This window comes from Thioclava sp. UBA3469, from assembly GCF_002378135.1.
In the GTDB taxonomy this organism is placed as follows: domain Bacteria; phylum Pseudomonadota; class Alphaproteobacteria; order Rhodobacterales; family Rhodobacteraceae; genus Thioclava; species Thioclava sediminum.
In genome coordinates this window covers 1-10,885 of the sequence record NZ_DFRG01000228.1, presented here as the reverse complement: position 1 = coordinate 10,885, position 10,885 = coordinate 1, and the positions used below count along the sequence as shown (strand labels likewise).

The following is a 10,885-nucleotide window of genomic DNA, read 5'->3' as shown; positions in this document are numbered from 1 at the left end:
CGGAGGGCAAAGTGGCACGGACATTGACGGAGGCGCCCCATGGCCGAGACCCGCACACCCATCGACACCGATATCCTGATTTCCGGCGGCGGCGTCGCCGGTCTGACGGCAGCCGCAGCCTTCGGGCAGGCGGGCTTCACCACGATCTGCGTCGACCCCACGCCGCCGGTCACGGAAGAGGCGGCAGAGGGGGCGGATATGCGCTCGACCGCGTTCCTGCGCCCGTCGCGCGAGGTGCTGCAGGCTGCGGGGATCTGGGATCGGCTCCTGCCCTATGCCGCACCGCTGCAGATCATGCGGATTGTGGATGCGGGCGGCGAAAGCCCGACCGCGCGCCTGACCCGTGATTTCGACGCGGCGGATCTGTCCGACGAACCCTTCGGCTGGAACTTCCCGAACTGGCTGCTGCGCCGCGAGCTGGTGGCCGCGCTGGCCGATAACCCGCTCGTCGATTTCCGCCCCGGCGTCGCAACGACCGGCCTCGTGACCCGCGAAAGCGGTGCCGAGGTGACGCTGTCCGACGGCACCCATGTGCGCGCGCGTCTCGTGATCGGGGCCGATGGCCGCAATTCCTTCGTGCGCGAAGCGGCGGGGCTTGGCGTCAAGACGATCCGCTATGGCCAGAAGGCGCTGGCCTTCGCGGTCACCCACCCGATCCCGCATGACAATGTCTCGACCGAGATCCACCGCTCGGGCGGTCCGTTCACGCTGGTGCCGCTGCCTGATCGTGACGGCAAGCCCTCTTCCGCGATCGTCTGGATGGAACGCGCCGCCGAGGCCGAACGCCTCGCCACGCTGCCCACGGAAGAATTCGAAGCGGCGATCATGGAACGCTCGACCGGGCTTCTCGGGCCGCTGAAGCTGGAGACCCGCCGCGCGGTCTGGCCGATGATGACGCAGATCGCGGATCGGTTCTCGGGCCAGCGCGTGGCCCTGATCGCCGAGGCTGCGCATGTCATTCCGCCGATCGGCGCGCAGGGGCTGAACATGAGCCTCGCCGATCTCGCCTGCCTTCTGAAGCTGGCCGAGGAAGACCCGGTGCATCTGGGCGAGGCGAAGATGCTCGACGCCTACCACCGTCGCCGCTGGCCGGAGGTGAAGGCGCGCGAGGTGGGGATCGATCTGCTCAACCGCGCCTCGATGGTCGAAGCCCAGCCCCTGCGCGACCTGCGCGCAGGCGTTCTGGGCGCGCTCTATTCGCTCGGGCCGGTGCGCAAGACGCTGATGAAGGCGGGGCTCGGCGTACGTTAAGCGACTGACTGGCGCGGCTGCAACCACGGCCCGCGCCAGAACCGCCGCATCATCATCGCCCCCGCGGAGGCAAGGCCAAGCACGAGGCCGAGCCAAAGCCCGACGCCGCCGAAATCCAGCGTGAAGGCGAGGAAGTAGCTAGCCGGGATACCGATCAGCCAATAGCTCGCCACCGCCATCCACATCGGCACGCGCGTATCCTGCACGCCGCGCAACAGGCCCAGCGCCATCACCTGCATCAGGTCGAAGAGCTGGAAAATCGCCGCGACCATCAGGAAGCGCACGCCATAGAGGACGATCTCTGGCGTGGCGGGATTGTCTGCATCGAGAAACAGCCGCGTGAGCCAAGGACCGGCGAAGACGAAGACCGCCACCGTCAGAAGACCGAAGCCCACGGAAAGCCCTGTCACCACCCGCGCCCCGTCACGCAGAAGGCGCGGGTCACGCTTCCCATGCGCCCGGCCCGCCCGCACGGTGGCGGCGTTCGACAGGCCGACATGCACCATGAAGGTGATCGAGGAGACCTGCAGCGCGATCCCGTGCGCGGCGAGTTCGATCGTGCCGATCCAGCCCATCATCAGCGCCGAGGCCTGAAACATCGAGCCTTCCGCCACCGAGGTCAGCCCCACCGGCAGGCCCATTTTCGCGACGATCCAGAAGGCCTCCCAATCGGGTCGCCAGAAGCGCTGGAACAGCCGGATATGGGTCAGGCCCGGCGCACGCGCGGCATAGATCGCCTGCGCCACGAGGTTCAGCACCATCGCGCTCAGCGAAGCGATGGCCGCGCCGCGCACACCCAGTTCCGGCGCGCCCCAATTGCCGAAGATCAGGATCCAGTTGACGCCCGCATTCAGCAGGACAGCCCCCAGCGTGATCCAGAGCAGCACCGCCGTTCGCTCCTGCGCGGACAGGTACGAGCGGATCACCATCATCGCGAGGCCGGGAGCGAGGGCGAAGCCGAGGATGCGCAGGTAATCCTGTGCGAGCGCCGCGATCTCGGGCTTCTGACCCAGCATCTCCAGCACCGCGCCGGAATTCCAGAAGACCGGTAGCATCGCGAGCCCGAACAGGATCGACAGCCAGATCCCCATTCGTGTGTCGCGCCGCGCCTGTACCTCGTCATCCGCGCCCAGACTCGCCGAGACGCGCCCCATCACCGCAAGCGCGATCCCGTTGCCCAGCATGAAAATCGAGAAGAAATAGGAGGTACCCAGCACCAGCGCCGCCAGCGCCTCGACGCCATACCAGCCCACCATCACCGTATCGGTCACGTTGAGCAGCATCTGCGCGAGGTTGGAGCCGATCAGCGGCAGACCCAAAGTGAAGATCGCCCGCACATGGCGGGCGAGCGGCATCGCTTGGTTTTGCGGCTGAGGCGGTGGCGCGCTCTGATGCGGATCGGTGCTCGTCATGGGCGAGCGCTAGCCCCGCCCGACGCGGCGGTCAAGAGAGCGGTTACTCGCCTACTTCTTTCTTACCCGTGATCATCGGCTTCACGAGGTTCACACCCTTCCACGTCCGGTAATAGACGATGGCCGCGATATGGATTCCAACGACGATCAGCAGCAGGGTCGCCACGAATTCGTGGATTTTCGGCGCCCAGCTCGTGCTGATGCTTTCCGGCACGGATCCCGCAAGAGGACCGACGTTGATGTAATCCTGCGGATCGGAGGTCAGCCCGGTCACGACCTGCACGATCAGCAGCCCGAGCATCACGAGAACCGACCAGCCGCCCAGCGGATTATGCCCGACATGGCCGGAGCTTTCCTTGGATGGCAGGTGGCGAAGATAATCCGCCACCGCCTTGGGTCCATAGAGGAAATGCGAGAACCGCGCCGTGCGCGACCCCACGAACCCCCAGATCAGACGCACCGCCAGCAGCCCCGCGATCGCGTAGCCGGCATAGAAATGCCACGTCATCTGGTTCGGCCCCCATTCCCCGAGGCCCCAGGCGGCGCCAAAGGCCAGCACCAGAAGCCAGTGGAACAGACGCACGACAGGGTCCCAGACCGTGACGGTTTTCTTCGCGGGGGAGGCGGCGGTGTCTTTCATTCTGCGTTACTTCGAACGGAACTCGTCATGGCAGCTCTTGCAGGTGCCGCCGAGCTTGCCAACCGCCGGCTGCAGCGTCTCGAGGCTGCCCGCCGCATCGGGCATTTCCGCCGCGGCCTGATGGAGGGCGTCCGCCTTTTCCATGAACAGGTCCATGTTCGACCAGATTTCCGACTTCGCGTGGGTCTCCATCATGTCGTCGACCGAGGTGCCTTCGACGAAGAGCGGCGAGATATCGACCTTCGCGAGCGCCGCGATGTTGTTGGCGGCGGTCTGTGCCTTGGCTGCGTCGAAGTCCATCTTGCCCTGCGCCATCGGCGCGAGCACGGCCATCTGGGCGCCGAGCAAATCGAAGAAACCTTGGCGCGCTTCGACAGCGTCTTTGGGCGACTGCGCGAAAGCGGCACTGGCGGCGAGGGTGAAGGTCAGGGCGAGGAGAGGCTTACGCATGTGGAACTCCAATCTGCGATGGCAAGAAACGTACAGGTTTGAGGTTACACGCATTCGTGTCAATCCGAAGACACTCCTATGTGCGCAGGCACACATTTCCCCTACCGGGACGATAGGGAGGCACCGGGTCTTAGGCAGGTTCCGGCCTATTGCCGTTCGAACGCGCAAATCGCCTAGAAATCGCACTTAAATCGCGACGGAACGTCAGGCACCCCGCGTATAAGCCGCGCCAAACCCTGACTTTATGCCGAAATCTGCGGAATCACCGCTCGGGTTTGCGGGCGACGAAATCGATCAGGGCGGCGCGTCCGGAATGGCCCGCGCCCTCGTCGAGATCGGCATCGTAATCGGCCTGATGCAGCACCTCCCAGCGCGGGAAGGCGTCGCGCAGGAGATCGAGATCGTAGAGCTGCTCCACGACCCCCGGCCCGCCGGTCCCGTAGCGCGGCTGGCGGCGCGCGAAGCCGTGGATCAATGCGAGCCCGCCCGGTTTTAGCGCGGTCGCGATCCCATCGAAAATCTCTGCGCGAAAGGCGGTATCGGCGAATTGGATGAAACAGGCGAGAACGGCGTCATATTCCCCGCGCGGCCAATCGTAGCCACGCAGGTCGGCGTCGATCGTCTGCATCGACACGCCCCGCTCCTGCGCCAGTTCAGCGGCCTTGCGGCGCGCGTTTTCCGACGGCTCGAGGGCTGTGACCTGCACTCCGAGGCTGGCGAGATAGGTGCCGTTGCGACCTTCGCCGTCAGCGATGCTCAGAAGCCGCGCCCCCGGAGCGAGACGCCATGCCTGACGCGCCACGAAATCCGCCGGGGTCGTGCCATAGAGATACTCTTCTCCGGCGAATCTTTCGTTCCAGCCCATGCTCTCCTCCGGTTGTTACCTTTCACATGGAATGCAACCGGCGGAGGGACAAGCCCCACCGGTCACCGAAATCGCCATCGGCAATCACATGCTCAGGATTTGGTCACGCGGCGCTGATCGGGATGAAGAGATGCGCCAAGAATATGCTCGGACGAATGCACGACATGGCTCGCATGGCCCACGATCAGCGGATCGGGCGGCGTTGCGATCGTGGGATCCTTGTCGGGATAGTCCAGCGTCGACAGGAAATGCTTCATGCAGTTCAGCCGCGCGCGCTTCTTGTCGTTCGACTTCACGATGGTCCATGGCGCATCGGCGGTGTCGGTGTAGAAGAACATCGCCTCTTTCGCCTCGGTGTAATCGTCCCAGCGATCGAGGCTCGCCAGATCGATCGGCGACAGCTTCCAGCGCTTGAGCGGATCGGTTTCGCGCGATTGGAAGCGGCGGCGCTGCTCCTCGCGGGTGACCGAGAACCAGTATTTGTAAAGCCGGATCCCCGAGCGCACGAACATACGCTCCAGTTCCGGGGTCTGGCGCATGAATTCGAGGTAATCGTTGGGTTTGCAGAAGCCCATCACGCGCTCCACACCCGCGCGGTTATACCAACTGCGATCGTAGAAGGTCATCTCGCCCGCGGTCGGCAGATGCTCGACATAGCGCTGGAAATACCACTGACCGAGTTCCTCTTCCGAGGGCTTGTTGAGCGCGACGACCCGGGCAAAGCGCGGGTTGAGATGTTCGGTGAAGCGCTTGATCGTACCGCCCTTGCCCGCCGCGTCGCGGCCCTCGAAGAGGATCACGAATTTTTCGCCGCTCTCCTGCGCCCATTTCTGGACCTTCAGCAGCTCCGCCTGAAGCTCCGCCTTTTCTTTCTCATAGGCGGCGCGCGCCATCTTGCGCTTGTAGGGGTATTTCCCGGTCTCGAAAGCCAGCCGCACCGCACTGGGATCGACGCGCGGGAAGCTCTTCGGGCCGGTCGCCTTCGGCTCTGGCGGGGTGATCGCGGGATGCGCCTCGGCGGGATCGATCGGCTTGACGACAGCCTCTGCCTTCCCGGCTGCGGCCTTGGCCGGTTTCGTCGCGTCGCTCATGAGCTGATCTTTCATGCGTATCCCTCCGTTGGCTGAACCTTGCGGAGCATCGCGCAATCCCGCGTGATGTGCCTTGATACGCATCAAAAACCCGTGTCTGCTGGGCCTCCGGCGGCAAAAACGCCACAAAATCGAGCGAAACGAAGGAACGGACATGATCACGATCTACGGCAACTATCATTCGCGGGCGAGCCGGGCGCTGTGGTTGCTCGAGGAGTTGGGCCTGCCGTTCCGTCTGCGCCGAGTCGTGCAGGCGAACCGTTTCAAGGATCCGCTCGCGCCGGAGGTTCCGCTCAACACCCGCTCGCCCGAATTTCGCAAGCTCTCGCCGATGGGCGCGATCCCGGTGCTGGAGGAAGACGGGCTTATCTTGACGGAGTCGCTCGCGATCAACCTGCATCTCGCACGCAAGGCGGGAGGGCCGCTCGCCCCTGCGCACGAGCGCGAGCTCTCGCAAATGGAGCAATGGGCGCTCTTCGCCGCCACCTGGATCGAGACCGACGCGCTCGCGCTCAGCTTCGTCTATCGCCGCAAGGAGCAGGACACGCCCGAGGGCAAGGCCGAGATTGCTTCTCTATGCTCGAAGCTCGCCCGACCGCTGACCACGCTCGAGACCCATCTGGAGACGCATAGCCATATCGTGGGCGGCCGGTTCACCGTGACCGATCTCAATCTGGCCGAGGTTCTGCGCTACGGACAGGACCACCCGGATTTCCTCGCCCCCTACCCGCGCCTGCAAAGCTGGATCAAGCTGTGCCAGAGCCGCAAAGCCTTCCGCGCGATGTGGGAGAAGCGCGAAGCCGAGGCGGTTTGATTCGGCGAACCTCGCGTCGCGCCTAATTCGAAAGGTGTATGCGAAGACGGCGCGGATACGCGCTCTGCTCAAGCGATGGGCAGGCGCTCAACCCAACTTCGCCTTTCAGTCAGGTCTCCCTGACCAAGTGGTCGGGTTTTCCGCAGCGGGGTGAATTCCTCTTAGCAATACAGCTTCCCTTACGTCATTTTGTCGGGGTGAAGAGGGTTCGAGGTAACCATGTCTGCTTTGCTTGGATACAGCCTGTGTTTGGGTGCGACGCTGATCGTGATCGCGGGAGATTTCGTTCTGAAATCCGCCGTTGATAAAGGTCACGCGCTGCATTCGCCGTCTGTCTTCCTAGGTTGCGTGCTTTACGCCGCTTCGGCAGCAGGTTGGTTTCTGGCCTTGCGGCATGTGTCGCTGGCACAAACGGGCGTGGCCTCGGCGCTTTTCACATTGATGGCTCTGGTGACGATGGGAGTCGTCCTGTTCGGTGAAAAACTCGCCTTGCGGGAAGTCTTCGGTATCGCGATGGCGGTGGGGTCGATGCTGCTCATGGCGCGCGTCGCGTAAGGGCCGGACGTTTTCGGGGGTGTGGGGCTTTCGAAGCGGATCGGGGCGGTGGGGTCTTCTTGCTCCTCCGCCCCAACCTGCGGTATCTCTTGTTTAGAAAACTACAAGAGAAAGCGAGCAGCATGGCCGACGATCTTCTGACGCCCCAGACCGATTCCTATGACGCCTCCTCGATCGAGGTGCTCGAAGGTCTCGAACCCGTGCGAAAACGCCCCGGCATGTATATCGGCGGCACGGATGAGCGCGCGCTGCATCACATGGTGGCAGAGGTGCTCGACAACTCGATGGACGAAGCGGTGGCCGGTCACGCCAACCGCATCGAGGTCGAGCTGCTCGCCGATCATTCCGTCGTCATCCGCGACAACGGGCGCGGCATCCCGATCGACCCGCACCCGAAATTCCCCGGCAAATCCGCGCTGGAAGTCATCCTCTGCACGCTGCACGCGGGCGGCAAATTCTCGGGCGACGCCTACGAGACCTCGGGCGGTCTGCACGGGGTGGGCGCCTCGGTGGTCAACGCGCTATCGGATTCGATGGTCGTTCAGGTCGCCAAGAACAAGGAACTGTATGAACAGCGCTTCTCGCGCGGCATCCCCGAAGGTCCGGTCGAGAAGATCGGCGCGGCGCCCAACCGTCGCGGCACCACCGTCACCTTCCATGCCGACGAGCAGATCTTCGGCCATCACCGTTTCAAGCCCGCCCGCCTGCTGAAGATGGTGCGCTCGAAGGCGTATCTCTTCTCGGGCGTGGAGATTCGCTGGAAATCCGAGGTCGACGACGGCGAGACCCCGACCGAGGCCACGTTCCACTTCCCCGGCGGCCTCGCCGATTACCTGACCGAGACGCTGAGCGGCGCGAGCACCTATGCCGACCGCCCCTTCTCGGGCAAGGTCGAGTTCCGCGAAAAGTTCAACGTGCCGGGCTCGGTCGAATGGGCGATCAACTGGACGCCGTCGCGCGACGGCTTCATCCAGTCCTACTGTAACACCGTGCCCACCCCCGAAGGCGGCACCCACGAGGCGGGCTTCTGGTCTGCGATCCTCAAGGGCATCCGCGCCTATGGCGAGCTGGTGAACAACAAGAAGGCCGCGCAGATCACCCGCGACGACCTGATCACCGGCGGCTGCGCGCTGGTCTCGTGTTTCATCCGCGAGCCGGAATTCGTAGGCCAGACCAAAGACCGCCTTGCCACCGTCGAGGCGCAGCGTCTGGTCGAAGGCGCTGTGCGCGACCACTTCGACAACTGGCTGGCCTCGGACACGAAATCCGCAGGGGCGATCCTAGATTTCCTCGTGCTGCGCGCCGAAGAACGCCTCAAGCGCCGGCAGGAGAAAGAGACCCAGCGTAAATCGGCCACCAAGCGGCTGCGCCTGCCCGGCAAGCTCGTCGACTGCTCGGCCACGAACCGTTCGGGCACGGAGCTGTTCATCGTCGAGGGCGACTCGGCGGGCGGCTCGGCCAAGATGGCGCGCGACCGCAAGAACCAGGCGCTGCTGCCCCTGCGCGGCAAGATCCTCAACGTGCTGGGCGCGGCAAGCTCCAAGCTCGGCTCGAACCAGGAGATCAACGATCTGACGCAGGCGCTCGGCGTGGGCCTCGGCACCAAGTTCAACGTCGACGATCTGCGCTATGACAAGATCATCATCATGACCGACGCGGATGTCGACGGCGCGCACATCGCCTCGCTCCTGATGACCTTCTTCTTCACCCAGATGCGCCCGATGATCGATCAGGGGCACCTCTATCTGGCCTGCCCGCCGCTCTATCGTCTGACCCAAGGGGCCAAGCGCGTCTATGTGGCCGACGACGCCGAGAAGGACTCGATGCTGGAGAAGGGTCTGGGCGGCAAAGGCAAGATCGACGTGCAGCGCTTCAAGGGTCTGGGCGAGATGGACGCGAAGGACCTGAAAGAAACCACGATGCACCCCGACACGCGCAAGCTGATCCGGGTCACGATCCACGACGACGAGCCGAACGAGACCGGCGATCTGGTGGAGCGTCTGATGGGCAAGAAGCCCGAATTGCGGTTCCAGTATATTCAGGAGAACGCGCAGTTCGTGGAGGAGCTGGATGTTTGAACTGCATTGGACCGAGTACCTCAAGGCGCTCGGTCCAACCTTGATCGCGGGAATCGTTGCCTATGTCGCTTGGCAACAGTGGCGGGTGAACCGCGCGGCACTGCGCGAGAAGCTCTTTGGTCGCCGATGGGACATCTTCAGGGAAACTCAAGCATTCCTTTCTGCGATCTTGAGTAACGGCAAAGTGCCCGATGATGAACTGGCGCGATACTTCGACACTTGCCAACGCGCGAGATTTCTCCTTGGAAAAGAACTTAGCGATTACCTCGAAGAAATCCGAACACGTGCAACCAAGATGCAAATGCACCACTCGGCACGCGAGGGCTTAGAGCCCGGTGAAGAACGTTCAAGACATATCGACTGTGAGTACGATGAACTTAAGTGGCTCACAAATCAGCTTGGCGAGATCTTCAAGAAGTTCATGCCATATTTGTCTTTCAGTGAAATTGAATAGTCAGTGTCCCGCCCGGGCGACCAGCCCGGGCAGCGCCCGCCCCTCCCCCCCGGGAGGGCGCATTGGCGATGCAGCCCACAGCCTCCCCGCCCTCCGGGCTTGCGAGATAAACCGCTCAAACCAAACGACAGCGAAGCGCCCACCCAAGGGTCGGGCGCTGCCCTCATCTCTCATCACACGCGCCCGTCCGGCCCTCCGCTCGCGCTCCGGGCGTTCTCCGGGGCGTCCTTCCACTGGAAGGCCCCTGTTCCCGGCTCACCCCTCCCCCCGGGAGGGCGCATTGGCGATGCAGTTCACAGCCTCCCCGTCCTCCGGACTTGCTAGATAAACCGCCCAAACCAACCGACAGCAAGGCGCCCCCTGCGCCGCGACGCGCGGCGCGTTCGCCACTGAAGGCTTCCGCTGGAAGCCTTCCGAGACGCGGCTCACCCCAAGGCTCGGACGCTCCCCCCTCGCTTGGCACGAAACGGACACGGGCTTGGATCATCTCCGGCGGCGCGATACCAAGGCGCGACACGTCACAGCCTTCGGATCCCGACACATGCCCCAGATTTCGTCCCAAAGCCTCAGCGTCACCATCGCCGATCTGGGCGCCGAGATGCAGGGGCTGAGCTATCAGGGGCAGGAGCTGCTCTGGGAGGGCGACCCGGCCTGGTGGAGCGGGCAGGCCCCGATCCTGTTCCCCATCGTCGGCCTTCCCGCGCCCGAAGGGGTGACGATCGACGGCACGCCCCACGCAATCCCCAAGCACGGCTTCGCCCGCAACCTGCCCTTCCGCGTGACCGAGCTGACGCAAAGCCGCTGCTGCCACCTGCTCGAACCCTCGCAGGAGACCGCGGCCTATCCGTTCGAATTCCGTCTCGAGATCGTCCACGAGGTCGTGGGGGCGGAGCTGAGCGTCACCGCCACAGTCAGCAATATGGGCGATCGGGAGATGCCGTTTTCCTTCGGCTTTCACCCCGCGTTCCGCTGGCCGCTGCCCGGCGCGACCGGCCCGCATCGGATCGAGCTGAGCAACGGGGCGGAGCCTGCCTTGGCGCGGCTCGCGGAAGGGATGCTGGGGCGCGCGCGGATGCCCTCGCCCTTCACGGCGGGCGCGCTGACCCTCAATCCGGCGCAGTATGAGGACGATGCGATGATCTTCCCCGAAGGCGCGGGCGACGGGCTGCGCTACTTCGCCGACGGGGCGCCGGTGCTCGATTTCCGCTTTTCCAACCTGCCCAATCTCGCCCTGTGGCAGAAACCCGGTGCGCCCTATATCTGCGTTGAGCCGTG

At 64.2% G+C, this 10,885-nt stretch carries 11 protein-coding genes; 6 read left to right on the top strand and 5 right to left on the bottom strand.

Translation table 11 applies throughout. From position 1 onward, the window contains the following. Positions 1-39: 39 nt before the first annotated feature. Entirely contained in the window at positions 40-1,251 is a 1,212-nt protein-coding gene (locus B3D39_RS16540; protein ID WP_078569546.1) for a UbiH/UbiF family hydroxylase, read from the top strand. On the opposite strand, the gene B3D39_RS16535 is transcribed toward B3D39_RS16540, so the two are convergent. From B3D39_RS16535 to ppk2, 5 genes are all read right to left on the bottom strand, one after another. Continuing rightward, positions 1,248-2,606: an MATE family efflux transporter gene (locus tag B3D39_RS16535; protein WP_078604015.1), complete on the bottom strand. Its 1,359-nt coding sequence runs from the start codon at positions 2,604-2,606 to the stop codon at positions 1,248-1,250. The genes B3D39_RS16540 and B3D39_RS16535 overlap by 4 nt on opposite strands. Positions 2,607-2,706: 100 nt before the next feature. Beyond that, positions 2,707-3,303, bottom strand: coding sequence for a cytochrome b/b6 domain-containing protein (locus B3D39_RS16530; RefSeq protein ID WP_274963806.1), 597 nt, complete (start codon positions 3,301-3,303; stop codon positions 2,707-2,709). A 6-nt stretch (positions 3,304-3,309) separates the two neighbouring features. Continuing rightward, positions 3,310-3,753, bottom strand: a complete 444-nt coding sequence (locus B3D39_RS16525) for a c-type cytochrome (protein WP_078519779.1) — start codon at positions 3,751-3,753, stop codon at positions 3,310-3,312. A 262-nt stretch (positions 3,754-4,015) separates the two neighbouring features. Next, positions 4,016-4,618 carry an SAM-dependent methyltransferase gene (locus B3D39_RS16520; protein WP_078569549.1) on the bottom strand — a complete coding sequence of 201 codons (603 nt, stop codon included), beginning with the start codon at positions 4,616-4,618 and terminating at the stop codon, positions 4,016-4,018. Positions 4,619-4,710: 92 nt separating this feature from the next. After that, positions 4,711-5,724 (bottom strand): polyphosphate kinase 2, encoded by a 1,014-nt coding sequence (gene ppk2 / locus B3D39_RS16515; protein WP_078519781.1) that lies wholly within the window; start codon positions 5,722-5,724, stop codon positions 4,711-4,713. A gap of 139 nt (positions 5,725-5,863) precedes the next feature. Between ppk2 and B3D39_RS16510 the strand changes: the two genes are divergently transcribed. The 5 genes from B3D39_RS16510 to B3D39_RS16490 form a co-directional block, all read left to right on the top strand. Next, positions 5,864-6,523, top strand: coding sequence for a glutathione S-transferase family protein (locus B3D39_RS16510; RefSeq protein ID WP_078539834.1), 660 nt, complete (start codon positions 5,864-5,866; stop codon positions 6,521-6,523). Positions 6,524-6,742: 219 nt separating this feature from the next. Beyond that, positions 6,743-7,078 (top strand): hypothetical protein, encoded by a 336-nt coding sequence (locus tag B3D39_RS16505; protein WP_146673461.1) that lies wholly within the window; start codon positions 6,743-6,745, stop codon positions 7,076-7,078. A 122-nt stretch (positions 7,079-7,200) separates the two neighbouring features. Then, on the top strand, positions 7,201-9,156 hold the full coding sequence (gene parE, locus B3D39_RS16500) for a DNA topoisomerase IV subunit B (RefSeq protein ID WP_274963780.1): 1,956 nt from the start codon (positions 7,201-7,203) through the stop codon (positions 9,154-9,156). Further along, on the top strand, positions 9,149-9,610 hold the full coding sequence (locus B3D39_RS16495) for a hypothetical protein (RefSeq protein ID WP_274963779.1): 462 nt from the start codon (positions 9,149-9,151) through the stop codon (positions 9,608-9,610). Before parE ends, B3D39_RS16495 begins: the two co-directional genes overlap by 8 nt. A gap of 541 nt (positions 9,611-10,151) precedes the next feature. Further along, the coding region (locus B3D39_RS16490) for an aldose 1-epimerase family protein (protein ID WP_286789897.1) at positions 10,152-10,885 on the top strand (734 nt) is incomplete at its 3' end.

Bases quoted from the DNA above. Each gene is read 5' to 3' on its own strand.
- B3D39_RS16540 (WP_078569546.1), top strand. From the start codon at position 40: ATGGCCGAGACCCGCACACCCATCGACACCGATATCCTGATTTCCGGC.
- B3D39_RS16535 (WP_078604015.1), bottom strand. From the start codon at position 2,606: ATGCCGCTCGCCCGCCATGTGCGGGCGATCTTCACTTTGGGTCTGCCG.
- B3D39_RS16530 (WP_274963806.1), bottom strand. From the start codon at position 3,303: ATGAAAGACACCGCCGCCTCCCCCGCGAAGAAAACCGTCACGGTCTGG.
- B3D39_RS16525 (WP_078519779.1), bottom strand. From the start codon at position 3,753: ATGCGTAAGCCTCTCCTCGCCCTGACCTTCACCCTCGCCGCCAGTGCC.
- B3D39_RS16520 (WP_078569549.1), bottom strand. From the start codon at position 4,618: ATGGGCTGGAACGAAAGATTCGCCGGAGAAGAGTATCTCTATGGCACG.
- ppk2 (WP_078519781.1), bottom strand. From the start codon at position 5,724: ATGAAAGATCAGCTCATGAGCGACGCGACGAAACCGGCCAAGGCCGCA.
- B3D39_RS16510 (WP_078539834.1), top strand. From the start codon at position 5,864: ATGATCACGATCTACGGCAACTATCATTCGCGGGCGAGCCGGGCGCTG.
- B3D39_RS16505 (WP_146673461.1), top strand. From the start codon at position 6,743: ATGTCTGCTTTGCTTGGATACAGCCTGTGTTTGGGTGCGACGCTGATC.
- parE (WP_274963780.1), top strand. From the start codon at position 7,201: ATGGCCGACGATCTTCTGACGCCCCAGACCGATTCCTATGACGCCTCC.
- B3D39_RS16495 (WP_274963779.1), top strand. From the start codon at position 9,149: ATGTTTGAACTGCATTGGACCGAGTACCTCAAGGCGCTCGGTCCAACC.